The sequence below is a fragment of the Listeria grandensis FSL F6-0971 genome, assembly GCF_000525835.1.
Classification (GTDB): Bacteria; Bacillota; Bacilli; order Lactobacillales; family Listeriaceae; genus Listeria_A; species Listeria_A grandensis.
Map to the genome: position 1 here is coordinate 75,697 of NZ_AODD01000005.1, position 24,210 is coordinate 99,906.

17 protein-coding genes and 4 pseudogenes are annotated in these 24,210 nt (G+C 40.6%); 15 read left to right on the plus strand and 6 right to left on the minus strand.

The window, feature by feature from the left end:
* Positions 1 to 20 precede the first annotated feature (20 nt).
* The 5 genes and pseudogenes from PGRAN_RS04735 to msrA all read left to right on the plus strand — a co-directional run bounded on the left by PGRAN_RS04735 (position 21) and on the right by msrA (position 4,643).
* Positions 21 to 776 (plus strand): SDR family oxidoreductase, encoded by a 756-nt coding sequence (locus PGRAN_RS04735; RefSeq protein WP_036065581.1) that lies wholly within the window; start codon positions 21 to 23, stop codon positions 774 to 776.
* Between the two features lie 13 nt (positions 777 to 789).
* The gene (gene tkt, locus PGRAN_RS04740; protein ID WP_036065582.1) at positions 790 to 2,793 is read left to right on the plus strand and encodes a transketolase; all 2,004 of its coding nucleotides are present in this window, start codon (positions 790 to 792) and stop codon (positions 2,791 to 2,793) included.
* 186 nt (positions 2,794 to 2,979) lie between these two features.
* A complete protein-coding gene (locus PGRAN_RS04745; RefSeq protein WP_241433281.1) occupies positions 2,980 to 3,726 on the plus strand; it encodes a DeoR/GlpR family DNA-binding transcription regulator in 747 nt (248 codons plus the stop codon).
* Positions 3,727 to 3,806: 80 nt separating this feature from the next.
* Positions 3,807 to 4,025 (plus strand): annotated as a pseudogene (locus tag PGRAN_RS17610) (bacteriocin immunity family protein); the annotation flags it as partial.
* 78 nt (positions 4,026 to 4,103) lie between these two features.
* Positions 4,104 to 4,643, plus strand: a complete 540-nt coding sequence (msrA, locus tag PGRAN_RS17615; protein ID WP_338151706.1) for a peptide-methionine (S)-S-oxide reductase MsrA — start codon at positions 4,104 to 4,106, stop codon at positions 4,641 to 4,643.
* A 132-nt stretch (positions 4,644 to 4,775) separates the two neighbouring features.
* On the opposite strand, the gene PGRAN_RS16560 is transcribed toward msrA, so the two are convergent.
* Complete coding sequence (locus PGRAN_RS16560; protein ID WP_149023985.1) at positions 4,776 to 5,804, minus strand: hypothetical protein; 1,029 nt, start codon at positions 5,802 to 5,804, stop codon at positions 4,776 to 4,778.
* Complete coding sequence (locus PGRAN_RS17720; protein ID WP_420911968.1) at positions 5,704 to 6,129, minus strand: helix-turn-helix domain-containing protein; 426 nt, start codon at positions 6,127 to 6,129, stop codon at positions 5,704 to 5,706. Before PGRAN_RS17720 ends, PGRAN_RS16560 begins: the two co-directional genes overlap by 101 nt.
* Before the next feature lie 419 nt (positions 6,130 to 6,548).
* Here PGRAN_RS17720 and PGRAN_RS04760 point away from each other — a divergent pair, with 419 nt between their 5' ends.
* The 3 genes and pseudogenes from PGRAN_RS04760 to PGRAN_RS17725 all read left to right on the plus strand — a co-directional run bounded on the left by PGRAN_RS04760 (position 6,549) and on the right by PGRAN_RS17725 (position 9,682).
* A complete protein-coding gene (locus PGRAN_RS04760) occupies positions 6,549 to 8,186 on the plus strand; it encodes a MucBP domain-containing protein (RefSeq protein WP_077914588.1) in 1,638 nt (545 codons plus the stop codon).
* A 98-nt stretch (positions 8,187 to 8,284) separates the two neighbouring features.
* A pseudogene (locus PGRAN_RS04765) lies at positions 8,285 to 9,352 on the plus strand (MucBP domain-containing protein); the annotation flags it as partial.
* 180 nt (positions 9,353 to 9,532) lie between these two features.
* Positions 9,533 to 9,682: an LPXTG cell wall anchor domain-containing protein gene (locus tag PGRAN_RS17725; protein WP_420911969.1), complete on the plus strand. Its 150-nt coding sequence runs from the start codon at positions 9,533 to 9,535 to the stop codon at positions 9,680 to 9,682.
* 146 nt (positions 9,683 to 9,828) lie between these two features.
* Here the strand turns inward: PGRAN_RS17725 and PGRAN_RS15520 are convergent, their stop codons facing one another.
* From PGRAN_RS15520 to PGRAN_RS04780, 4 genes and pseudogenes are all read right to left on the minus strand, one after another.
* Complete coding sequence (locus tag PGRAN_RS15520) at positions 9,829 to 10,254, minus strand: alpha/beta hydrolase (protein WP_051998419.1); 426 nt, start codon at positions 10,252 to 10,254, stop codon at positions 9,829 to 9,831.
* Positions 10,251 to 10,883 (minus strand): alpha/beta hydrolase, encoded by a 633-nt coding sequence (locus PGRAN_RS15525; RefSeq protein ID WP_051998420.1) that lies wholly within the window; start codon positions 10,881 to 10,883, stop codon positions 10,251 to 10,253. Before PGRAN_RS15525 ends, PGRAN_RS15520 begins: the two co-directional genes overlap by 4 nt.
* Before the next feature lie 287 nt (positions 10,884 to 11,170).
* Positions 11,171 to 13,531 (minus strand): alpha-glucosidase, encoded by a 2,361-nt coding sequence (ygjK, locus tag PGRAN_RS04775; protein WP_036065591.1) that lies wholly within the window; start codon positions 13,529 to 13,531, stop codon positions 11,171 to 11,173.
* 217 nt (positions 13,532 to 13,748) lie between these two features.
* Positions 13,749 to 15,221 (minus strand): annotated as a pseudogene (locus PGRAN_RS04780) (aldehyde dehydrogenase family protein).
* Between the two features lie 387 nt (positions 15,222 to 15,608).
* Between PGRAN_RS04780 and PGRAN_RS04785 the strand changes: the two are divergent.
* From PGRAN_RS04785 to PGRAN_RS04815, 7 genes and pseudogenes are all read left to right on the plus strand, one after another.
* Positions 15,609 to 16,622, plus strand: coding sequence for a zinc-binding alcohol dehydrogenase family protein (locus PGRAN_RS04785; protein WP_036065592.1), 1,014 nt, complete (start codon positions 15,609 to 15,611; stop codon positions 16,620 to 16,622).
* A 1-nt stretch (position 16,623) separates the two neighbouring features.
* Positions 16,624 to 17,142, plus strand: coding sequence for a dihydrofolate reductase family protein (locus tag PGRAN_RS04790; RefSeq protein WP_036065593.1), 519 nt, complete (start codon positions 16,624 to 16,626; stop codon positions 17,140 to 17,142).
* Between the two features lie 6 nt (positions 17,143 to 17,148).
* Entirely contained in the window at positions 17,149 to 17,784 is a 636-nt protein-coding gene (locus PGRAN_RS04795; protein ID WP_036065594.1) for an isochorismatase family protein, read from the plus strand.
* Positions 17,785 to 17,806: 22 nt separating this feature from the next.
* On the plus strand, positions 17,807 to 18,421 hold the full coding sequence (locus tag PGRAN_RS04800) for a DUF1648 domain-containing protein (protein ID WP_036065595.1): 615 nt from the start codon (positions 17,807 to 17,809) through the stop codon (positions 18,419 to 18,421).
* Between the two features lie 131 nt (positions 18,422 to 18,552).
* Positions 18,553 to 20,178 carry a peptide ABC transporter substrate-binding protein gene (locus tag PGRAN_RS04805; protein ID WP_077914593.1) on the plus strand — a complete coding sequence of 542 codons (1,626 nt, stop codon included), beginning with the start codon at positions 18,553 to 18,555 and terminating at the stop codon, positions 20,176 to 20,178.
* A gap of 106 nt (positions 20,179 to 20,284) precedes the next feature.
* Positions 20,285 to 22,051, plus strand: coding sequence for a right-handed parallel beta-helix repeat-containing protein (locus PGRAN_RS04810; RefSeq protein WP_036065598.1), 1,767 nt, complete (start codon positions 20,285 to 20,287; stop codon positions 22,049 to 22,051).
* Between the two features lie 216 nt (positions 22,052 to 22,267).
* Positions 22,268 to 24,176: pseudogene (locus PGRAN_RS04815) on the plus strand (beta-glucoside-specific PTS transporter subunit IIABC).
* The last annotated feature ends 34 nt before the right edge of the window (positions 24,177 to 24,210 follow it).

Genomic DNA, 24,210 nt, shown 5'->3' on the forward strand with positions numbered 1-24,210 from the left:
CAAATCGAGGAGTGACGAACATGTTCGATAAAAATTTTGCATTAACAGATCAAGTGGCTGTCGTAACTGGCGGTGCAAGTGGGATTGGCCGGGCGATCGTGGAGCTGTTTTTCGAAAAAGGTGCGCGGGTCGTGCTCGTGGATATTAAGGCAGATGTAGCCGAAATCGCGCAACACATTGGCGGTGCACGAACGCTCGGCATCCAAGCCGACATTACGAAAAAAGAAAACGTAGAACGCGTGATGGCAACCGTCTTAGAGAAATTCGGTCGTGTCGATATCGTGGTGAATTCAGCAGGTATTGCTCTTCTCGAAAAAGCAGCGGATCTTCCTGAATCCTACTGGGACAAGACGATGGAGCTGAATCTAAAAGCATCATTCCTTATCGCGCAAGCAGCGGGAAATGTGATGATCAAACAAGGCCACGGCGGGAAAATCGTCAATATTGCTTCCCAAGCTTCGGTCGTCGCGCTGGATAAACATGTGGCGTACTGTGCAAGTAAAGCCGCGATCGTCTCGATGACGCAAGTTTTGGCGATGGAATGGGCGCCGCATAAAATCAATGTGAACGCTATCTCGCCAACCGTTATCCTGACAGAACTCGGCAAAAAAGCATGGGCCGGAGAAGTCGGCGAAGCGATGAAAAAACAGATTCCGATTGGCCGTTTTGGCTATCCAGAAGAGGTCGCGGCCTCGGCATTATTCTTAGCAAGCGACGCTGCGAATTTAATCACTGGTGAAAATCTAGTGATCGACGGCGGCTACACCATTCAATAGAAGGAGGACGCATATGTCACTCATGGATCAACAAATGATAAAAACGTTACGCGTACTATCAATGGACATGGTCGAACAAGCGAACTCAGGACACCCAGGCCTACCGATGGGCGCGGCACCAATGGCCTTTACATTATGGAAAAATCATTTAAAATTTAATCCGGCACATCCGAGCTGGTTCAACCGGGACCGCTTCATTTTGTCCGCCGGTCACGGCTCCGCGCTACTGTACAGCCTGCTTCACGTTTTTGGCTATGATGTTAGCAAAGAAGACCTGCGCAACTTCCGTCAAAAAGACAGTGCCACGCCAGGTCATCCGGAATTCGGCCACACGCCCGGCGTCGATGCCACAACAGGTCCACTAGGTCAAGGCATCGCGATGGGCGTCGGAATGGCGATGGCAGAAGCGCATCTTGCCGCGATGTTCAATAAGGAGTCCCATGACGTCATCGATCACCACACGTACGTCTTGTGCGGTGACGGTTGCTTGATGGAGGGCATTTCCTACGAAGCAAGCTCACTCGCCGGCCATCTGCAACTCGGCAAACTCATCGTGCTCTACGATTCCAACGATATTTCCCTAGACGGCAATCTTGCGCAGAGTTTTTCCGAAGACATCGATTTGCGTTTTCGCTCGGCAGGCTGGCAAACCTTGCGCGTACCCGATGGAAATGACGTCGAGGCCATCAACAGCGCCATTTTTCTAGCAAAAGCCGAGACCAACAAACCGACTTTGATTGAGATTAAAACTATAATCGGTGATGGAAGCCCGAGCAAAGCAGGCACAGCCGCAGCACATGGTGCACCACTTGGCAAAGCAGAAATCGCCCAAATCAAGAAAAACTATGGCTGGGAACTAGACCCATTTGAATTACCAAAAACAGTCGGCTATCAAAAAGACTACTATTTATCCAAAGGAAACCACCGCGAATCGAAGTGGCTCCAGGCGTTCAACAAATACAGAACCGACTACCCAGAAGAAGCTGAGAAACTGCAACGCCTTATCGACAATCAAGAAACCGCGGATCAAGCACTCGTTTTACCAACATACACGACAAACGATGCCCCGGTGGCGACAAGAGATGTTTCCGGTACGCTTTTAAACGAGCTAGTGCCCCAATTATCAGGCCTGTTTGGCGGTTCGGCAGACCTGTCATCTTCCAACAAAACGATGATTAAAAACAGCGATGACTTCCTCGCCAATCACTATGAAGGCAAAAATATCTGGTTTGGCGTCCGCGAATTTGCGATGGGTGGCATTTTGAATGGAATGGCTTTACACGGTGGAATCAAGCCATATGGCGCAACTTTTTTCGTATTCTCAGACTACTTACGGAGCGCGATTCGTTCGGCTGCTCTCATGAATCTTCCAGTAACATACGTGATGACGCACGATTCGATCATGGTTGGAGAAGATGGTCCAACACACGAGCCAATCGAGCACTTAGCCTCATTCCGGGCGATGCCAAACCTCGTCGTTTTAAGGCCGGCAGATGCGAATGAAACGGTTGCCAGCTACAAATACGCGCTAACACAACAAGAAAACCCAGTGATGCTCGTGCTCAGCCGTCAAGCGTTACCAATACTGCCAACGACCGACACAAGAGCTGCGACAGACGTCGAAAAAGGAGCCTACATCCTTGCCGAATCACCAACCGATACGACAGACATGCTCCTAATTGCAACCGGTTCGGAGGTTTCCCTAGCAATGGAAGTTCGCGAACGCTTAGCGACAGAACATATCGGCGCCCGTGTTATTAGTATGCCGAGTTGGGAACTATTTGAACGCCAATCCGCAGACTACCAAGAGGCCATACTCCCAATCGAAATCACACACCGGATAGCGATCGAAATGGCCTCATCCCAAGGCTGGCACAAATACGTTGGTGATCAAGGCAAGATCATCGCCATCGACACATTCGGAAAATCTGGCCCAGGCATAGAACTCGCCGAAGACTTCGGTTTCTCCGCTGAAAAAATAGCGAATCAAATTTTGGCAACACTACAAAACAATTGAGGAACGAGAGTCTGAGTGTGGCGCATGCTTGCTTAGACTCTCTTTTATTTGCCAGATACTACAATTATTGGTAGGCATGTGGTAAAATGAAAATGTGATTTATTGAAAGCAAATAGAAAAAAACGATGAATTACACCATTATATGAAAAAGTAGGTGAAAATCCATGTTCGCAAATCAACGTCGAAGTGAGATTTTACATAGGGTTCAAGAACAAAAAAACAGTAACCGTCAACGAACTGAGCGAGAAATTAAACGTCTCAGCAGCAACTGTTCGGGCCGATTTAAATGCCATGGAGAAGCAAGGATTACTCACACGGACACACGGTGGCGCCATGATGAAAGAAAAAGACGACATCGACAAAAAATACGCCGTCCGCGAAAAGAAACATCGATCCGAGAAACAACGCATTGCAGCAGCGGCTTTTGAATATATCGAAGACGACCAATGCATCATTCTTGATGCTAGCACGACTTGTTTTGAACTTGCGAAATTTATCAAAGAATCAACAAAACGCCTAACCATCGTGACGAGTGGCTTAACAACTGCCGCGATGCTAAAAGAAAATCCGAATTTGACGGTCATCATCATCGGAGGTATCGTTCGTAGCGGTTCCAATTCGATTGAAGGCCTAATCGGTCATGAACTTTTGAAGAAAGTAAATGTGGATATTCTATTCACGTCCGCGTATGCGCTAAACGCCTCTGATGGTCTGACCGATTTTAGCCTATATGAAGTCGAACTCAAACGCGAAATGGTTGCGACAGCTCGAAAAACAATCGCACTCATCGATAACAGCAAACTTGGCAAAAGCTCCATCGCAACATTTGCCAAGATAGAAGACATCGAGGGGTTAGTGACGGATCAAGCGCTCTCCCGAGAACTGGCCGCGCGTTTTCATGATGCGAAAGTTCCGGTTAATATTGCGAATTGATGGACATTAGAAGGTTATAACTTCATGTGATGAGATTCACTATGATTTATTTATTCCATTTCACGAGGGTGGTCCTAAAAATGAAAAACAACCAATCCGAAATTATCGGTGATCTCTATAATTTACTGCTAAATCCAGCCACGCGCGATTGGGAACGTTCATTGTTGCGGATTGCAAAGGCTGGCATCGACAACGGAGCGAAATTTGAAGATCAGATTGCGAAGCTTGAGGCCGAATTACGTCCGCTTGCCTTAAGAAATAACTTAACGCCTGATGTGACGGACTTTTATTTGAAAATCACGAATGACCCTCTTGCTGGCAGTTCCTTCGATTTATCCGCGCATTATCAAGGAGATGGCCCACATCAAGCACGCGCTATCTTTGCTGGTGGCTGTTTCTGGTGCATGGTAGAACCGTTCGAGACTAGGTCTGGAATCATCTCAGTGGTATCTGGCTATACTGGTGGGCATATGGATAACCCGACATACGAGCAAGTGGTCGGCGGTTATACAGGTCATGTTGAAGCAGTGGAGATTATTTTCGATACACAAATTTGGAGTTACAAAGAGCTAGTCGAGCTTTACTGGCAGTTAACGGATCCCACCGATGCGTTTGGTCAAATGGCCGATCGTGGCAGTAGTTATAGGCCTGTTATTTTTGTGACAAATGAGGAACAACGCCAAATTGCGGAGCGGTCGAAACAAGATCTAGCAGAGTCAGGGAGATATAATCACCCAATCGTGACAGCAATTGAACCAGCCTCTACTTTTTGGCTAGCCGAAAATTTTCATCAGCAGTTTTATCAGAAAAATCCGAGAAGATACAAGAAACTCAAACGTTCGCGTCAGCAGTTCTTAGTGTTTCAGCGTATGCAAACTAAATTGGGACATGGCTGGAATCGATTACGGAAAAAATAATCTAGTGGACGTTCGATTTCTCTGCTAAAGGTATTTACGATGCACATGCGCTCAATGAAACTCATCTTAGTCTGTGTATGTTCATTTTGTGTATCAAAATTTTGACGTCGTCACTTACTAGCACGGAACTAATTACAGTTCTTCTCCCAAGTTTATTTTCTCGCGGAATTTATCTTGAATAATAGTTGTTAATTCCGTCCACCTTTCCATGTTTCTAGTAGAATCCAGATAGAATACATGTTTATTCGGTGTGGCTTTTTCAAGTGTATCTGTCACGATAATATCTGCTTTTGAATAGTCGCTAGTGACAGAAATATTATTATTGTTATACAGCGAAGACAAACGATTTTTGATAACATAAATAGCTGTAAAATCCTTCGTCATTTGTAAATAAATATAGATCTTAGGGTTTTTCTCGGAATGCAGCAAAGAATGCAAAAGGTTACATATCATTTCCAGATGATGTTCATCATCAATGATGGGAGCAAGTTTTTCCTTTATAGCATCAGCTAGATTATCTTTCTTTGGCAAATAAATGGTGAGTTTTGGGATATATAGGTCAACAAAACTAAGAAATGCATCACCAATTAAATTATACAAGGAGATTATAAGCGACAAATAATAGATATAAATATATTCTTGCTCTTCTGATAGAGCGAAGGATGTTAGCGTGGAAAAGCGAGTATAGATATCTTTCGAAAGTACACAATAAGGATGTTTTTGGGCAGAAAAAGTTTTTCCGAGTCGAATTTTTTGTTCTCTAGGAATAATATCTGAAATAAATATTCTAGAAAGAAAATTAAAAACAAGTATTTCATTTTTTTTGTTAATTCGATTGAGATGACCAAACCTATTTTTGTGAAAAATTAGCGCAACGTCAAAATTATTTTTGATGAGTTCAAAGAATGACGAAAGTTCAGTAGAATCAGGATTTTTAATAAAGTTTTGTTCATTTATTCTCGTATAAAGAATGGCATAAAAAATATAGAGAGACCTTTCTTTCGTGTTGGATATTTGATGAGCGTTTTGTAGCCCTGCTGGAGGAACTGTTGATTTAATTTCATCTATGCTTATATTGGTAAAAGGCCATTCTAAATCCTGAAAAGAATCCTGATAAAAATATGTAGGAAAAGAGTCTGATAAATACTTCGTTACCTTCAAGGGAAACTTTGTTATCAGAAATTATTATTTTAATATGATACGGTTTCAAAAATGTGTTTAATTTGTATGTTAATTTGGTGAAGTAGCTCTCTGAAATAAATAATAAATCGAGTACCTCTTGTTTCGTAATTACGGATCTAGTTGTAAGTAACACGGCATAATTGAATATGACTACAAGTTTCAGCAATTTTAATTTCAAAATATAAGAACATTCTACAGCTTTTTTCTCATACTGCTGGTTCACACGAATAGTGCCCGTATTGTCTGATGTAATGAAGTCTTTCATTGTTAGATATTGATCAAATGATTGATTGATTCTGACCATGTTCGATTTTACAGTTTGTTTAGAAATGCCTAAAGATGTGGAGATATCTCGTAGCGAAGTTTTGTCTTTTTTGATGATAAAGAATAAAATATTTAGTTCTTTTTGCAAATAGTCTGGAATCAAAATGATACCCCCTTCGTTGTTATTCACAATTAATGTCTAGCGCTAAACACTAATTGTACATACAAAGTCTCAATTAATAATGTTACTATAGCAGAGTAGGATAAAGTTGTAAAATAAACACTGGTTTTAAAACATTACAAAAAAACTATTGGTGACAAGTATATCTTGCGTTGGCCTAATGTTTAACTACATAAGAATTGATGATCAAAATAAATAATGATACTAAAAAAATAATCATTATTCATAATTTTGAAACGAAATTATAATCTAGTTACAAAAATAATCGGAGGTTCGAGATGAAGAGGTTTTTAAAAATATTTGTAGTAATGATTTTGATTTTTCCATTTTTTACGTTTGTGCTGGAGCCTAAGGTAGTCTATGCTGCTCTGGAGCAAAGAGTCGAGGCGGCGAAAAATGAATCGAAAGCAGAGTTAACAGAAAATGTAAAGCGAATAATTCAAAGCAATTCAGAACAGCGTATTAATACAGTAACCACTCCGTTAACTAATAAATTTTCCTATAAGACAGGAGAGTCAACAAAGTATAGCGAGGGAGGCCCTACCTGGAAAAAAGAAGCGTATGTCATTAGCATGAATCCTATTTATACTACCGTCGGCGTGGATAATAATTTACTATCCATCGACTACAAGCGCCCCGGTAACGGCACAACTAAAACTGATCCGAGTTCCATATCGATTACTGCCAAAACAAATAAAAAAATCGATACAAGCTTTTTATTAGAAGTTCGCAGTGTTTACACAGTATTCCACACGCTAGAACGAGAAGTTTTTTGGGGAAGCTCGGAACAAACGTTATATTCCCAAGATGTATTAGATAAACCGATATCCATCAGAGTACACGTCACGAAAGCTAATGAAGAAGGCGCAGTAAAAGTTTCCTATACAGACGTTGACACGGGAAAATCTATTATGAATGAAAGTGTGATACACGGAAAAATTGGCAACTCCTACAACCAAGACGTACAAAAAGACTACACAGCCAAAAAAGAATATATTAAAAACCAACATTACAAATACGTTGGCGAAAAAAATACGACCGGAAGCTATCGAGATGGGGAAATTAATGCGGAATATCAATTTGAACGAGAGCAAGGCGGAAATGTATCGGTCAACCATGTGAACGCAGAATCCACTCTAAATGATAAGCAACGAGAAGCTTTCGGAAGTCCCACACCTGATATTCTGACAGGTAAATATGGCGATACAGTAACAGCGAAGGCAAAAAAGATGGCGCATTATGAAACGATAGATGGCAAAGAGGAAATGGGAATAAAGCTAGATGAGAAACCGCAACAACAATCATTTAAATACAAACTAAAGCAAGCGAAGCCGCTGACTGTAAAATATGTAGATGAAGATGGGAACACCATCCCAGGCGTCGACCATAAAATAATATCTGGAAAGTGGGGAGATAAATATACAGTTACACCTCGAGAAGAAATTCCTTTTTATACACTTGTAGATAGCAGTGAAAAGAAAGAAGGATATTTAACAGATGACAACCAAGAAATTGTCTATCACTATAAAGTATCTGAAGGAGCTCCGATAGTTATTCATTACGTTGATGAAAAAGGCAAGACCATTCATCCAGACAAGAAATTAACAGGACTAAATTATGGCTCTAAATTTAAAGAGCAGGCAATTAATATAGATCATTATCGACAGAAAAAGGACGAGATTAGTGGTCAAGTAACAGATAAACAACAAGAAATTACGTTTGTTTACGAAAAAAATGATGGCAAACCGGTCATTGTGCGTTTCAAAGATGATAAAGGCAGGCTAATAGATGAAAGCTATCTAATGTACGGGAAACATGATGAATCTTTTGACGGATCTGAAAAAAACAAAGCGATTCAAGATATTTTAAAAACAGTTGAAAACCGATCACTATACACTACAAGAAATTCAAGGTAATCCACATGGGAAATTTACGGATGATAATGACGTGAAATATTCAAGCGAACTCACTTACTCTTTAAAAAAAAGATGACGCTCCTGGTCAAGTAAAAGTACGCTATATTAACAAAAATGATCAAAAAGAAATTGCAACAGAAGAAATCTTAACGGGGAAATATGAGGAGCGATACGTAACAACACCCAAATTCATAAAAGGTTACCATCTGGTTGATATACCAGACAATACATCCGGAACTTTTAGCGATACGAATAGCGAAGTAACCTACCTTTATGAGCCTAATATTGGTGGTACAGTCGAACTACACTACATTGACAAAGATACAAAAGAGGAGATAAGCCCTGTAGATGTTAAGAGCGGAGGCGTGAATCAAGCCTACAATTTTGCGCCTAAAAATATAAATCGCTATGCATTATCACACATACCCGACAATGCAGCAGGAACCTATCCAGATCCTAATCAGACAATCAAAGTCTATTATTCCTACACCAAAAACAAAGCGAAACCAGTGCATGTTATCTACCAAGATAAAGAGGGTAAGGAGCTAGCAAAAGAAGAGTTGGACGGGAATGAGAAAAAATGGGGCGATTCTTTTGAAACAGAATTAAAATCATTTACAGGATACGAACTGAAAGAAATTACGCTAAATGGAGTCCAAGTTTCCGAGGGAATTGGCGTCTTCGATGATACAAATGAACAGACAGTTGTCTATAGCTATGACTTGAAGAAAGCCGCCCCTGTGAAAGTGCAATATATCGATGATGATACACAAAAAGAAATAAGCCAACAAGAAGAGATATTAGATAAGAACGCGATTTTTGGAGACCTTTTTGAAAGTCATACGAAAGATATACCAGGATATATTTTCGGGTCAGGAGATTTAAACGGCCAGACACAGGAGGGAAATAGCATTGTTGGAAACTATACAGATCAGGCACAAATAATTACGTATCATTATAAGAAAGATAAAACGAAAATAGCGGTTAAAGATTCTATAGTTCACATTGGCGAGAGTTGGAGTGCTTCTGACAATTTCGAAAGTGCGTCGGATAAAAATGGCGATCCAATCAAGTTTCAAAGCATTCAAGCCATCGGAACGGTGGATGTCACGAAAGAAGGAATCTACCCGATCGAGTATTCTTATGGAGGCGTAAAAAGTACTGCTTATGTAACAGTCAAAGAGAATAAGAAAAGCCTTCCAGCACCAGCTCTGGATAAGGATGAAGAAGCGTTCAAAGATAATAAGTTCACGAAGAAAGTTACAAACATAGATGATAATAAAAGTGCGGTAACTAGTACTAAAAATAAGCTGAACTTGGCTGAACATAGTATCTTTGATGTAAAAATGCAATCTAAATATAACCAATCAACAGTAAAAAAGACTAAACTTCCAAAAACAGGAGAAGAAATGAATAAAGTAGCTATAGTATTCGGTTTACTGTTGGTAATTATAAGTTTGATTTCTCTATATGTTCGCAAGTGTAGTAAATCATAGAAAATAGGTATAGTGAAAGCGCGTTTCCAGACCAAGGAGGCGCGCTTATCTTGCTAAAAAGAGAGCTCATTCATGATGCCGACTTGGCATGCTTGAATAAGCTCAGCTTCAATCGCTTAACATTTGTCTGTTTTTTTATGATTTTATTACCATACTTTTTCTAAAAAGCTGGCGACTTTTTGCTGGTATTGCGGTAGGTCGAATAGGATGGCTTCTGGATGGCTTGCCGATGGTACTAATAATATCTCTTTTTGAGGCGCGGGTGAGGCTTCATAAATTGCTTTTGCCATACTCGTTGGGACAGCTGTATCACTGTCACCATGGATAACTAATAAAGGAATTTTGGATTGCTTAATTTGGTTGATCGCAGAACCCTCTTCCATTTTGAAGCCCTGACGCTCCAATAATAAATCATTTAATTTATGATAAACCAACGCTCTTGTCTCATCATTTAGAAAGCCCAATTTATCGTTAATAAGAAACTTCACTTGTTCTGCAATAGACGTGTAGCCACAGTCTTCAATAATTGCTTTCACATTTTGGGGTAATTCTGTCGCTGTTGAACTCATCATTGCGATAGATGCCCCATAGATAGGCCAGATAAAATAATCTCAGAATCGGCGCCTGTTTTCTCGTTTAGCAATTTTGCCCATTGGGCGATGTCATCTTTGTCTTTCCAACCAAGCGATCGTTGTTTGTCGGGGCTAGTACCATGGCCTCTCATTTCTGGTGTTAAAATATTGTAACCTAAATCATAGTATACTTTTGCCCATGCCCCCATAAAATTTGGCTGGCTACTGAAACCATGAATTAAAATCACAGTTTTGTTAGATTTTTTGATATTTGGTAGATAGGTGGCTTTGAGTTGTACATCGGATTCTATTTTCCAAGTCTCTTTGTCTACGGTTTTATACCAATCCAAATGCTCATTAAATTCTTTTTCGAAAGGATAGGGACCACCATTCATATGGCCTGAGGAATCATTGATTTTATTCGTAAAAGCCGCTTCATAGATTAAATTTGCAAAAATACCTGTTATGTCCAGTTTTTTTTGCGGTAATGTAGTGGAAATAGGAGGTTGTTGAAGGTTAAAAATATTCTTAGCGCTAGCATCAACGCTCGTCCTACTTAATAGACCTCCTGTGTTCATCAATGTTATTGCGGCTATTATCCCAATTTTTAGTAATTTATTTTTTTTCATGTTCATCCTCCAATTATATTTAAATATTATCAATCCTATTTTGCATTTAATGCTCTCTCGTATCAGCTCCTTCGTGATTCCCTAGATAAATGATAGACCTTCCTATAATAGAAATCACATCAACCACTGCATAAAGCCATGTATTTTTTGAAACAGATTCGATGCTATTGCGCGCTGTAAAGCATAGAAAATCGCTCAGCCAAAATGATAGGCTGGGCGATTTTGTATTTTATCAGGGAAATGGTTGATACTATTTATAAACATTGAAATTGTAGGCACAGAAGATATTATTTTTCTATCCCAGTCTGACTGGTTGTTTTGTTGCCTACAATTGTATTTTGGTACATTAAATAGTAGGCGGCAGAAGACCAGCTAAAGTTTTTTGTGCTTAAGCCATCTCCGGTAAGCGGATCGTAATTTTCATGAATTGGACCGTTGCCCATCAAGCCTTCTGCATGGTTAAACAAGTTTTTGGATAAGAAGGTTGCGTCTGACTTATAGCCATAATTTTGTAGGGCTTCTATACCGAACAATGCTTGATCGAGCCAAACTGGTCCGCGCCAATATTCTGTGGCACTGAATCGCGGATTGTCTTTGGACGCAGTGGGAAATGGCACGTATGTGTTGAATTTATTTGAGGATAGCATGTTTTCGCGTACTTTTTCTGCCTTATCTGAATCTGACAGCTTTGCCCAAAGCGGAATCCAGCCTTCTGTTCCTTTTCCTCGGTTTACGAGCAGTTTTGTTTTGGAAGCATCGTCCGTTATTTGCAGGTCATAATAAAAATCTGTATCTTTGTCATACATATTTTTTTCGATGTAGTCTTGTACTTTTGTGCCTTCTTTTTTGTATTTACTAGCATCGTTATCTTTACCTAGCTCATTTGCCATCGAGAGTAGGAAACCTTTTTCTGCATAAAGGTAGGCATTTAGATCAACAGACTCTTGATTGATAGAGTAACCGATCACTTTGTTATCGCTGTTTTTATTTTCAAAAACTAACACACCGGGATCGTTTTTTCCAACGCCATCTTTGTCAAAACGAACGGCATTATCCATACCGCTTTCCCAAGCAGCCGCTTCGATAACTGCTTCATCATTGAGTTCATAATTTCCGTTGGCATCTTTGATATTATTGTCGTTCGCATCTTTTTTCCAGTTTGCGTCGCTAATCATGCTACCGTACTCTGCGATGCCGTTTTTGTCATGGTCTCGGTTAGAATACCACCATTCGTGATAGTTAACTAGTTTTGGATACATTTCCTTTAAGAATGCTTTATCTTTTGTAGCCGTATAAATATTCCACACTGCCCAAGCGGAAAGAGGTGGCTTCGAATTACGCTCATTCCAGTTTCCGCCGTCTCCGCCGCGTTCGGGTGTTTTATTATAGAAAATGGCATCGATTATAGCACCGGAATCTTGCGGCATAATCGGATCATCTTTTTGAATTTGGTAATCGAACAAGGCACGCACGCTATTTTTCGCTAGTTCTGGGTTGAAATTCACCGTCGCGACGGCTTCTTTCCATGAATCCCAAGACCAAAGCCCGATAAACCATTTATAGGACATAGACGGGACAATACCGTCGTGCTTTATTGCACCAGCTGGACTACGCCAGTTTGTTGTCAGTGTTTGAATGGTTTTCACGGCAGCATTTTTATATTCTGGATAATGGTTATATTTTTTTTCTGCAAATGTTTTGTCTAAATAGCCTTGCCAGCGCTTGTTATTACTTTGGAACAACTTATCTTGGTCTGCTATATAAGCATCCCAATTTGCTTTTTCAGTCTGCAACTCTTGATCGGTGAATGTATAACTTTCCACGGCATAGGTTGCAAAATTTTTCTGTGGATCAATCGTAATCGGGCTCTTTGCTTTTGATGTATATGTATTCTTATCAATAGCGTTTGTAACAGGCATATCATGATAAATAGAATATTTTGTTTGTGTCGTGGAGAAGAACGCCCACATTTCTCTTATATTAGGAAAATTAACTTGGACGCCATTGGTTGTTGATTCAAGCGTTTGCTTCAAGTCGATGTCATTGCTACAGTCATGGAGTTTGTTAAGCAAAGTTCCCTGCCATGAAAGTGATAAGTGAAGCGGCTTTTCTGTTTTATTTGTGATATTTGTTTTAATAAGGGCTGTACGATTGCTAGTAAAAATCAGGTCTAATTGCAATGTTACATCATCCAGTTCATATTTTTGTACTAACTTCCCTGGATAATATGCGAAATCTGTACTCGCTTTGCTTAAATCATACGTTGTTTTTGTATCATCATTTGCAATTCGAATTTTATTAAACGTTTTCGCTAAATTAGCGGGATACTCCTCAGCAAGGATGACAGGACCGGCAAAGCCGCCCAGTATATCAGGTACATTACCATCCGGTAAATAATAACCGTGCCAAGCGCCTAAATCAGAAAAATTATTAAATCTATTTGTATCATAATTTCCGTACATATTTTCTGTAGGGTTTGCAGAGATATCGATCACATTTTTAAAGTTTGAAACCTTTGATTGCGGAGCGTTCTTTGTTAAGTCTGATGTTTGTTCCTTGTCTTTACTTAGCAAATTAAAACTGATAATCCCAGCTATAATAAGCAGAATAGTACCCAATCCGATGAACCAATAACTTTTCTTTTTCATTTCATACCTCCCGAGTATTCCGATATATTTGAAATCGCTTTCAGCTAACGAAGCAAGTATAACTTATTTTTCGTGTAAATGCTAGTTCATAGGACCTTTCATGGTTCGTTGGCGTTTCGTTCATCTTGAGATATTTTGAAAAAAATGCGTGAAAAATATTGTGTAGCCTCCATTTATATACAAATGAGTTTTACCCAGCTTGGTAGTCAGTAAGTCATTATTGGAGGTTAACCCAAACACTTTTTACTTCTGTATAGTTATCTAATGCATAGGATCCCATTTCTCGACCAATTCCTGATTCTTTGTACCCACCAAATGGTGATGCCGCATCAAATACGTTGTAGCAGTTAATCCAGACGGTTCCTGCTTCGAGTTTTTCCGCAACACGATGGGCTGTTCGTATATTTTCTGTCCAAATACCTGCAGCAAGACCGTAGTTAGTCGCATTGGAACGCTCAATAACTTCATCTATTGTATCAAAGGGAAGTATCGCAACGACTGGACCAAAAATTTCTTCTTTGGCAATGACCATATCGTCTGTTACATTAGTGAATATGGTTGGTTCTACGAAGAAACCTTTTTCAGATGGCGCGGTTCCTCCAATTAGTATCTCGGCTCCTTCTTTTTTGCCGGATTCAATATAATTCAGTACGCGTTCCTGTTGCTTTTTAGATATTAGTGGTCCCATGGTCGTTTCGCCGTCCAGACCAGGACCTTGCTGTATTTTTTTTGCTTGGGCAACTAGTTCAGGAACCACCGTATCCAAAGTGTCTCTGTGGACAAACAATCGTGAGCCCGCGCAACACACTTGCCCTTGATTAAACATGATACCACTTAATGCGCCAGGAATAGCCCGCGATAAATCAGCATCAGGGAAGATAATATTTGGAGATTTCCCCCCCTAGTTCAAGCGTTACACGTTTGTGGTCTTCTGAAACCTGACTCATAATATGTTTCCCAACTTTAGTAGAACCAGTAAAAGCGATTTTAACGACATTTGGGTGGTCAACAAGTGCTTCGCCTGTCTTTGCAGCGCCTGTGACAATGTTTAGAATGCCATCTGGAAATCCTGCTTCTGCCAGATAAAGTGCAGATAGTGGTGTTTGCTCAGCAGGCTTCAGTACAACTGTACACTCTGTTGCGAGGGCTGCTCCAAGTTTCCAAGCCGCCATTAGAAGTGGGAAGTTCCACGGGATGATTTGCCCAATAACACCAATGGCTCATGCCGTGTGTAATTCAGGAAATCTCCTGTTACGGGAATGCTTTGACCAAAAATTTTACTTGCCCAACCAGCATAGTAACGGAAATGTTCAATAGATAAAGGCACATCCGCATTTCTTGTTTCTTGGATAGGTTTTCCATTATCCAATGAGTCAAGCTGCGCGAGTTCTTCTTTATTTTCTTCCATCAAGTCTGCTAGTTTATTGATCAAGTTGCCTCTTTCTATGCCACTCAGTTTTGACCATTCTCCAATTTCAAAAGCGTGGCGAGCAGCTTTTACCGCTAAATCAATATCTGCTTCGCCGGCTTCTGCTGCTAAAGTGATAGTTTCACCTGTTGCTGGGTCTAGCGTTTCGAAATTTTTTCCTGAAATCGAGTCCACCCATGTACCATTGATAAATAGTTTTTGGGGTACGCTTAAAAATTTTTCGACTTTTGGTAGTAACATAATATCAGCTGTTTTTTCCATAATAACCTCCTAATTTAAGCTAGTTGAAAATAATCATAATTCGAGTGAAAGTAAATACGTGCAATTAATAATACATCCCGTCAAACTTCTTTCTTGGTTTCGACTCCTTTCTTTGTTTTAGGAAACTATTCCCAATGTAGTAATAATACCAATTTTTCCAGATAATAGCTGTGACTAAAAAAAGAAATATAGCGAGCAATACGGACGAGAGGAGGCGCTTTCTTTTACTTTGCGTTAAAATATTTATACCTCATTTGCGTGACTTATTCTGAACTAGTTTTTATGCGAACATTTCCGTTCGAATTTTTTAATCTCCCAAAAAAAATTCCGAATCTATGCATTATTTGTGAAGAGACGGGGAATAATAAAAAAACGAGGTGTTGTAAAATGAAAGCAGTAGGATTATACAAATATTTGCCAATCGAAGCCAAAGAAAGTTTTCTAGATGTCACGGTAGAAACACCAAAAGCGAGTGGGCATGATATACTTGTCCAAATCGGAGCCATCTCGGTGAACCCTGTAGACACAAAGTTGCGTGCGCCAAAAAATGAGGTGGAAGAGAAAGCGCGAATTCTAGGGTGGGATGCCGTCGGGATTGTGACGGAAATTGGTGATGCCGTCGAATTATTCCAAGTGGGGGATGCCGTTTATTACGCTGGGGACGTCACGCGATCAGGAAGTTATGCGGAGTTCCAACTCGTGGATGAACATTTAGTTGGCGCCAAACCGGCGAATTTGACTATGGAAGAAGCCGCCGCGATGCCACTTACGCTAATAACGGCATGGGAAGCGCTGTTTGATCGGATACGAATCAATCCGGACGCTGATGCTGGGAAATCACTTCTGATCATCAATGGTTCCGGTGGTGTGGGCTCCATCGCAACACAACTCGCCGTATGGGCAGGTCTTGAAGTCATCACGACGGCTTCACGCCATGAGACGGTTACTTGGTCCAAATCGCAGGGTGCAACGCATGTCATCAGTCATCGCCATCCCCTTTTGCCGCAATTAAAGACGCTCGGTTTTGACGGTGTAGATTATATTTTATGCCTACATAACACGGACGCTTATTGGGACGCGATGCAGGAAATCATTTTGCCACAAGGTCATATTTGTTCCATTGTAGAACTTCAAAATCCAGTATCCATGAGCCTCATCAAAGATAAAAGCGTGACGGTGAGCTATGAATTCATGTTTACTCGTTCCAAATACAACACGCCTGATAAAGTGCGCCAACATGACATATTGACGAAGTCCGCGCAATTATTTGAAACAGGAGCTCTAAAATCTACCTTAAATCAGACATTAACACCAATAAATGCAACCACGATAAAAGAAGCACACCGAATTTTAGAATCAGGCAAGTCGATCGGAAAACTAGTAGTGAAGGGATTTGATTAGCATGACAGAAAAGCGAATTGAATTATTTATAGCGATGAGTTTAGATGGATATATAGCGGATAAAGCGGGTAGTGTTGCATGGTTAGAAGAAATCGAAGGAGAAGGAGATAACGGCTATACAACCTTCTTGGACGAAATTGATACTGTCGTGATGGGGCATACAACCTATAAGCAATTATTCACGCTCACCGACACGTTTCCATATAGCAAGAAGCATGTTTATGTTTTTTCTAACGAAAAAGCGGGTACAAAAGACGAATACGCCGCATTTGTAAATGGCTCCGTTAAAAATTGGTTGGAAAACACGTCTGGAAAAAGTATCTGGCTTGTTGGTGGCGCTCAGTTAGTAAAGAAATTCCTCGAAGAACAACAAATTGATCGCTTCATTATCACTGTTGCTCCGATAATTCTTGGAGACGGCACCCCACTTTTTGAAAAAGGGACAAAAGAGCAACTGGAATTAGAAGAAGTCGTTAAATACGGCCAATTCACACAGATGACATATCGCAAAAAGGAGTAATAAATCATGAAAATAGCCACTTTTGATGTGGATGTTCAAAAAGGTTTTACGCCGCTTTGCCCCGATGAACTACCGGTTCCAGAAGGCCACCTTATCGTACCAGAATTACAATTTATGGCACAGCTAGGAAGCCTTCGAATCGGTAGTAAAGACGCGCATCCCGAACAAGCCGTTTGGACGGTTACAAATCCAGAAGAAATGTTAGCCCCGCTTGGTTTTCCTGATGCAGATCTCACGTGGGTAAAGCACTGCGTTCCAGGAACACCAGGCTTCGAATTACTAGATGGCATGCCACATCCATCCGAGTACGATCTTTTTATTTGGAAAGGAATGGAGCCAGACTTGCATCCATATGGCGCTTGCTATCATGATATTCGTGAGAACTTGTCGACCGGTGTGATCGAATTTTTACGAGAGCGAGATGTGGATCTTGTTATTGTTGGAGGATTAGCCTTTGATTTTTGTGTAAAAACGACGGTGGAACAGCTTTCACGAGCCGGTTTTGCGGTTGTTGTATATTTGCCTGCGACGCGTGCTTTGACAGAGCGCGGTTATCACGACACAGCAGCGCATCTAGGAACTTTGAAAAATGTCAGGATAGCCAAGGATCGAGCTGAATTAGCCACGTATCGCCAAATTTAATTTTAGGAAAGAGGCGAGACGAATGAAAAGAATTGGAATGTTTCCAAGCATGGTTATTTTTTCGACACTAGTTTTAACCTTAGCAACGTATCCACTACTCCCAAGCGAGGTAGCGGTACATTTTGGAACGGATTTTTCACCCGACATGTTCGTCCAAAAATGGCTTGGCTTAATTTTAATTCCTTTTCTCATGGTGATGTTTACCGGGACAGAATACTACGGGAAAGAGAAGGTGAAACCAGATAATCGCTTGGAGTTTGAGTACATGTTTTATGCGTTACTAATCTTACTTGCAATCATTCAACTGACGATCATCTTGTTTAGTTTAGGTTACGAAATCCCAACAGGACGTTACAGTTTGCTACTTGTCGGGGCACTCCTAGTTCTGGTGGCGCTGTACCTTTCTAATTCCAAAAAAATATTCTTATGGCTTACAATGATCGGCTTTAAAAAAATAGATGCAAGATCACGAAATAGTTTGCGAAAGATAACTGTTATAACGTTATCAGTAGTCGGATTTACCTTCCTACTTCTCGGCATCTTTATGTTCAATGACCCGTCTATTTTCATGCTTGCAGCGCTGTTATCAATGACCATTATAATCGTCGGATCTGGTGTCTATTTAAACAAAAAATAGTACAGTTCTGGTTTACAATGAATACAGATTATGGTTTAATAAAGACCACAGAGATGTCTTGAAAAGGAGACATGTCTTTGGTCTTTTTTTGAGGCCAAAAATAAAAGGGGGACATGATTTTGCGCAAAAAAATGTTAGGCATCCTAATGCTTTTAGGACTCGTATTACTTGCCGCTTGTCAGTCAAAAGATACAGAGAAAAAAGAAACCAGCACGATTAACATCATGGAAACAGGCGAAATACCCGGCGTGAATCCAACGACCGCGGACAATAGCGTCAGTTTTAAAGCAATCAATCAAATATATGAAGGATTATACCGTTTAGATAAAGAGGGCAAGCCAGCACTAGCTATGGCTGCCGCAGAACCAGAAGAAAAGGACGGCGGTAAAACGCTGATTTTCAAAATTCGTGAAGACGCCGAGTGGTCGAATGGAACACCAGTAACCGCTGCCGATTTCGAATACGCATGGAAAAAAGTTGTTGATCCGAAATCAGCCGCTGCATATGGCCCGCAGATGGAGGAAATCGTGAAGAACGCGACGCAAATTTTAAAAGGTGACATGGATCCAGACCAGCTTGGCGTCAAGGCGCTAGACGATAAAACGCTACAAGTCGAGCTCGAAAATCCAGTACCAATTTTCAAAGACTTGCTCACAACCGGCACGTTCTTCCCACAAAACCAAGCGTACATCGAGAGCCAAGGCGACCGCTACGCCTTATCTAGCGAAAACTTGATTTCCAATGGCCCGTTCAAACTAGAAAACTGGGACGGCACGAAAAAGACATGGGATTACGTTAAAAATAATAAATACTGGGACAAAAAGAACGTGAAAGCGAATAAAATCCACGTTCAAGTTGTAAAAGACACGAATCAGGCGTTGAACCTATACACAACTGATAAACTAGATCGCATCGAACTTGACGGTGAATTCGTTTCCAAATACAAAGACGATCCCGATTTCAACAAAACCTTCACAGGACGCTCCGTCTACCTCAAGATGAACCAAGGTAAAGATGACCAGAAAACCGACCTAGCAAACGTTAATATCCGCCGTGCACTAGCGATGGCAATCGATAAACAATCCATGGTAGACCGCTTACTTGCCAATGGCTCAGCCGTACTAAACGGAAATGTACCAGCTAAAATCATGTTTGATCCCAAAACAAAAGAAGATTTCCGCGAACAAAATGGCAATCTCTTAAGCTACAATCCAACAGAAGCTAAGAAATACTGGGAATCGGGGCTAAAAGAAATCGGCAAATCAGGCCTAACCATTGCCTTAACAGCCGGCGATTCATCCTTGCAAAAACAACAAACAGAGTTCATGCAAGATCAACTCAAAAAAAATCTACCAGGATTGATCGTCAACATCAAAACAGTCACACAAAAAGCAAGCTTTGTAGCCGATATTAGCCAAGACTATGAAATGCTACTCGGCGGATGGGGCGGAGACTACTCAGACCCACTAACATATCTCAATCTCTTCCTAACAGACAGCCCAGGAAATCACACCGGCTTTTCTAACACAGAATATGACAAATTAGTACTAGGCGCAAAAGGATCACTATCCACCGATCCAGAAAAACGCTGGGATGCCCTTCTAAAAGCAGAACAAATTTTGCTCAAAGATAACGCAACATTAGTGCCACTATACCAAGGCGGACGCGCTTATCTCCAAAAAGCAGCACTACAAGATTACATCGCATATCCAATCGGTTCTGAGAATTACAAATGGATGTCAAAAGAAAATAAATAAGAAAAGTACATTCCAAACGTAGTAATTTGCGTTTGGAATGTACTTTTTTGCGGTATATTAAGAAAAAGTCACAATTTCGACACATTCATAGAAAGCGGTGGTTCGCATGAAGAAAACCATCACGTTGATCACAGGAATTATTTTTAGCCTCCTCGTATTTTTCCTCATTCCTCAAGAAGCCAATGCAGAAATCGTTCCACTAGAGAAAGGGACAACACCAGAAATAGCAACAAAAAACGGTAAATTATTGCAAGATGCAATTAACCAAGTATCTGCATCGAAAGCAAAGCAGATAACATTGCCCTCCGGATTATTTTATATAAACGGTAAAATAATTCTGAAATCGCATATTATTTTAACTGGCCCAACTGCTTCTCCCACAGCGACAACGCTAACCATGAATAACGCCCCCATGACCACAGATTCAACACAAACAAGTCAAGAATCTGCCACAGATATAACACTACAAAACTTTACCCTACAATTTAACCCTGCGATATCAAAATTCAACTACCTATCGAATCCAACTAATTTTTATCAAGATAATCTCTTAAATATCGGGATGACGACAAAAGAAGAGACCGCTGCAGGTTACAAAGCCACCACCAAGAAAGCGCTGAAAACAAATATCAAAATTTCCAACATGATCTTCAATGCGAATAATGTCGGTACGAGCATCATCAACATCGCTAAAGCAAAAAATATCACAATCCAGAATAGTCAACTATTAAATTCAGGTTTACAAAACGGAATTTCACTAACGTACTCAGATAACACTACTATTACAAAAAATAGAATAAAAAATCTTGGCAGAACCGGTATTGTTCTATACTACGGGAATAGTGGCGTTAACATTTCCAACAACCAAGTCATCGATTGGATGCAGCGTTACGGCAGTTACCACTATGATGCAGTCAAAAAAAGCGGAGTAGCCTTAGATGGCATGCAAGATGCCGCGATTGACAGTTATGGCCCAGCCAATCAACATATCATCGTTAAAAATAACCAAATAAATCTATCAGCTGGTGCCAACAAGGTCAACCCAAATAATCCGCTAATCGCAAAAAAATGGCGTCTCAAAACGGTTCCAAACTATACGAAATATACTGCCTTCAGAGCAAGCGGCGCTCAATATGTTTTATATCAAGGAAACACGGTCAATATCGACAGTCCAGACACATTCGCGTTTTTCACAACCAATATGCGCAAAAACAATACCTTAACCAGACCAAAAGGCATCGTCCTCACTGGTAATAACTTCACATCAAGAAATATTGATTATCCCGTTCGAATTTTTGCAGGCATAAGTGATACAGCGCTTCTAAACGGTATCACAATCCAATCCAACAACTTCCGAATCATCGGTAAAATTAACAATTACTACCGATCGCTCATCAATGTTCGCGAAGTCCCAGTAACAGAAAACAAGCGCACAGCCTACTATCCAACGGCACTACTAAGCGTTTTTAATAACACCATTCGCAGTACAAACCTAGGAAACATTGTCGACGGTTCCTCCACCAGTAAAAAAGACGCCTTGCAGCTCCTATTGCTAAATAACAACAAAAACAACGGTAAAATCCATCAAACCGCTAGAAATTACATTGGAACAACCTTAAAATCCATTACTTATTCGAATAAGGCATTAAGAGGAACGATCATTTGGAACGCTGATGAAACGAAAACGAAATACATCCGAATCACAAATCTAGCAGGCAAACCAATAACTCCCGAACAAAAACTAATCAAAAGCACTACCAAAAACTTCAGCATTCCAATCAAACTTGTTCGCGGTAATCAAATTAAAGTTCAAATATCAGAATCAAAAGGAAACTATACAAATAATTCCACAATTCTCTACCAAGTTAAATAAACATACAAATTTTAAAGCCGAAATAAAAATAAAAAAATTTTTTAAAAAACTACTTGTAATCGTTTTCAACCTGTGATATATTATAGACATCGCAAAGGATTGTTACCAATCTACGGGCATTACCTAAGCTGATTCGTGGGATACGCATGTATTCTCCCATGAAACGGTTTGGGTTTTTCTTTGTGCAAAAATAAGGCAAGAAGGAAGGTCTATATTATGAAATATGAACAACTCGCTAAAGACATTCTCGAAAAAGTCGGCGGAACAGACAACATCAATAGTGTATTCCATTGTATCACGCGATTGCGTTTTAAACTGAAAGATGAGAGTATTGCGAAAACAGAAGAGCTAGAAAAAATGGATGGCGTCATCTCTGTACTTAGAAGTGGCGGTCAGTATCAAGTCGTTATCGGAAACCACGTACCAGACGTATACGCAGCAGTACTATCTGTTGGTGGCATCTCTGCTGAAGGCGCAGAAGGATCATCAAACGAAAGTGGCGGAAACCTTTTCAATAAATTTATCGACATGATTTCTGGTGTATTTACCCCAGTTCTCGGCGTATTAGCAGCAACGGGTATGATTAAAGGTTTTGCATCGATGTTCCTAGCATTCGGCTGGGTTACAGCAACATCAGGAACCTACCAAATCCTATACGCGATTGGGGACGCACTATTCTACTTCTTCCCAATCTTCCTTGGTTATACAGCCATCAAGAAATTCGGCGGCAACATATTCGTCGGGATGGCCATCGGTGGCGCACTCGTCTATCCAGCAATATCAGGATTAACAGCCGGAAAACCCTTGTACACACTATTTTCAGGAACACTTTTTGAATCACCAATTCACGTTACATTCTTAGGGATACCAGTCATTTTAATGAGCTATGCCTCATCGGTTATTCCAATTATTTTAGCAACATTCTTCGCCTCAAAAGTTGAAAAAGGACTTAAAAAAATAATTCCAGACGTTGTAAAAACATTCTTAGTGCCATTCTTTACATTACTAATTGTTGTACCATTAACATTTATCGTCATCGGTCCAATCGCAGTATGGGCAGGCGACTTATTAGGTCAAGGAACACTATGGGTTTACAATTTAAGTCCAGTTATCGCAGGTCTATTCCTAGGTGGGTTCTGGCAAGTATTCGTTATCTTCGGGCTTCACTGGGGGCTTATCCCGGTGGCACTCAACAACATTGCGACACTACACGCAGATCCAATTTTAGCAATGACGTTCGGCGCATCTTTTGCACAAATCGGTGCCGTTCTAGCAGTTATTCTAAAAACAAAGAACAAAAAAAATCAAAACGCTCGGATTCCCAGCATTCATCTCCGGAATTTTTGGCGTAACAGAGCCAGCAATATACGGGGTTACGTTACCACTTAAAAAACCATTTATTATGAGTTGTATCGCTGGTGCAGTTGGGGGCGGAATTATCGGTTTTGCTGGCTCACAAGGGTATATCCTTGGTGGACTTGGCGTCTTCGGTATTCCGAACTTCATCGAACCAGGTAGCCCAATCGGAACACAATTCTGGATGGTTATGCTTGCAATGGTTGTCAGCTTTGTATTAGGTCTGATTTTAACACTTGTATTTGGCTTCAAAGATCCAGTAGAAACAGCGGCATCCGTAACACCAGTTGTGACACAAAGCGAAACACTAATTGAGCAAGAAGTTTTAGTATCTCCACTTGAAGGCGAACTTATCCCACTTGTAAACGTTAAGGACGAAGCATTCTCATCCGGCGCACTTGGCAAAGGTTTGGGAATTGTACCAACAGAAGGCAAGCTATACTCACCAGCAAACGGAACCGTAACGATGGTGTTCCCAACAGGCCACGCAGTAGGAATTACAACCGATTCAGGCGCTGAAATCCTCATGCACATCGGAATGGATACCGTTCAACTAGAAGGGAAATACTTCACTGTCCACGTAAAACAAGGCGATAAAATTACAGCAGGTCAATTGTTGACAGAATTCGACATTGAAGGTATCAGAAGCGAAGGCTATGATATTACAACACCAATTATCGTAACGAATACAAATCAGTATCTAGATGTTATGGTTGTCGATGAAGAAGAAGTAAAACCAGGCGACCGTGTTATCACATTGGTTATATAAAATAGAAGAAGCAGCGATCCGAATTAAAGAATCG

Coding starts and splice junctions, on each gene's coding strand:
- PGRAN_RS04735 (WP_036065581.1), top strand. CDS start 21: ATGTTCGATAAAAATTTTGCATTAACAGATCAAGTGGCTGTCGTAACT.
- tkt (WP_036065582.1), top strand. CDS start 790: ATGTCACTCATGGATCAACAAATGATAAAAACGTTACGCGTACTATCA.
- PGRAN_RS17720 (WP_420911968.1), bottom strand. CDS start 6,129: ATGGTCAGAATCAATCAATCATTTGATCAATATCTAACAATGAAAGAC.
- PGRAN_RS04760 (WP_077914588.1), top strand. CDS start 6,549: ATGAAGAGGTTTTTAAAAATATTTGTAGTAATGATTTTGATTTTTCCA.
- PGRAN_RS17725 (WP_420911969.1), top strand. CDS start 9,533: ATGCAATCTAAATATAACCAATCAACAGTAAAAAAGACTAAACTTCCA.
- PGRAN_RS15520 (WP_051998419.1), bottom strand. CDS start 10,254: ATGATGAGTTCAACAGCGACAGAATTACCCCAAAATGTGAAAGCAATT.
- PGRAN_RS15525 (WP_051998420.1), bottom strand. CDS start 10,883: ATGAAAAAAAATAAATTACTAAAAATTGGGATAATAGCCGCAATAACA.
- ygjK (WP_036065591.1), bottom strand. CDS start 13,531: ATGAAAAAGAAAAGTTATTGGTTCATCGGATTGGGTACTATTCTGCTT.
- PGRAN_RS04785 (WP_036065592.1), top strand. CDS start 15,609: ATGAAAGCAGTAGGATTATACAAATATTTGCCAATCGAAGCCAAAGAA.
- PGRAN_RS04790 (WP_036065593.1), top strand. CDS start 16,624: ATGACAGAAAAGCGAATTGAATTATTTATAGCGATGAGTTTAGATGGA.
- PGRAN_RS04795 (WP_036065594.1), top strand. CDS start 17,149: ATGAAAATAGCCACTTTTGATGTGGATGTTCAAAAAGGTTTTACGCCG.
- PGRAN_RS04800 (WP_036065595.1), top strand. CDS start 17,807: ATGAAAAGAATTGGAATGTTTCCAAGCATGGTTATTTTTTCGACACTA.
- PGRAN_RS04805 (WP_077914593.1), top strand. CDS start 18,553: ATGTTAGGCATCCTAATGCTTTTAGGACTCGTATTACTTGCCGCTTGT.
- PGRAN_RS04810 (WP_036065598.1), top strand. CDS start 20,285: ATGAAGAAAACCATCACGTTGATCACAGGAATTATTTTTAGCCTCCTC.